The 1,338-nt window shown below is 55.6% G+C and carries 1 protein-coding gene; it reads right to left on the bottom strand.

The features are described from left to right. Positions 1–281 precede the first annotated feature (281 nt). The gene (locus B0T39_RS24625) at positions 282–1,322 is read right to left on the bottom strand and encodes an IS110 family transposase (protein WP_081551371.1); all 1,041 of its coding nucleotides are present in this window, start codon (positions 1,320–1,322) and stop codon (positions 282–284) included. Between the last annotated feature and the right edge of the window lie 16 nt (positions 1,323–1,338).

Below are 1,338 nucleotides of genomic sequence, written 5' to 3'. Positions count from 1 at the left end.
TGTCATACATGGACGCCCCCTTTTGCCAAGCCATCTTTTTGTTTAAGCCAAGAACAAGGTTGGGATTGCAGCCATACATCCGGGCTTTTGACGAGGCCGTCGCCTCTGCCCCTAATGGAATATGCTGACCGGCTCCGCTATCAGATCACCGTGCTTTACGCACTTTGACAGTCTCGGGATATGTCGGTCACGGTCTTACCTGTCTTGCCATCACGTCAAGATTGCCTGCGCAACCGCTTGAAGTCTTCGTTAATCCGCGTTATCAAAATTAACTGGTCCAACTACGCCCCGGTAATTGCTGGGGGGGGGGCGTCGGACCGGAACTCACACCCATGTGCCAACAAGGCCCAAATGATACGGGCATTCTTGTTGGCCAGTGCTACCGCCGCCACATTCGTATGCCGCCGCACCATCACCCCGTTCAGCCACGTTGAGGTGCGATCAGTCTTGCCCGTTGCAAAGCGCAGCACCGCACGAGCGCCATGAACCATCAGAGTACGCAAGTAACTGTCTCCACGTTTACTGATCCCGAGCAAGGTCGACTTGCCGCCGCTGGAGTGTTGTCGAGGTACCAAACCGAGCCAGGCTGCAAATTGCCGGCCGTTACTGAAATTTTTGGCATCCCCCACCGTGGCCACAACAGCACTCGCGGTAAGTGGCCCTACACCCGGGATCTTGGCAAGCCGGATGCTAGCTGCTGAGTTGCGGTGCCAGCACTGAATATCTTGCTCCAGCGCCTCCACCTGCAGGTCCAGCTCTTTCAGGTGGTTCAAGAGTGTCCTCAACAACTGTTTGAAAGTGTGAGTCAGCTCACTCTCGCCGTTCTCCAAAATCTCAGGAATACGTCGGCAGATAGTGTGAATACCTTGTGGAATGACGATCCCGAACTCGGCCAATAGGCCGCGAATTTCGTTGGCGGTCGCGGTTCGCGCCTTCACAAAACCGGCGCGAGCGCGATGTACCGATAGAATCGCTTGCTGCTCGACGGTCTTGACCGGCACAAAGCGCATGTCCGGCCGGGTCACCGCTTCGCAGATCGCCGCAGCGTCGGCGGCATCGTTCTTGTTGGTCTTGACATAGGGTTTGACAAACTGCGGCGCCATCAGACGAATGGTGTGGCCAAGTTCTTGCAACAAGCGTGCCCAATAGTGGGCACCACCACAGGCCTCCATGCCAATCAGACAGGGCGGTAGATTGGCGAAGAAGGTTGCCATCTGCTCGCGACGCAACTGTTTCTTCAGAGCTGTTTTGCCGTGTCCATCTACGCCGTGAAGTTGGAAAACGTTCTTTGCCAAGTCAATGCCGATAGTCGTAATCTTCATGGTGAATGCCCCTTCT

The organism is Chromobacterium haemolyticum, from assembly GCF_002081825.1.
In the GTDB taxonomy this organism is placed as follows: Bacteria; Pseudomonadota; Gammaproteobacteria; order Burkholderiales; family Chromobacteriaceae; genus Chromobacterium; species Chromobacterium fluminis.
Note: the sequence above shows the minus strand (reverse complement) of the source record. Positions and strands in the feature narration are given on the sequence as shown.

Coding starts and splice junctions, on each gene's coding strand:
- B0T39_RS24625 (WP_081551371.1), bottom strand. CDS start 1,322: ATGAAGATTACGACTATCGGCATTGACTTGGCAAAGAACGTTTTCCAA.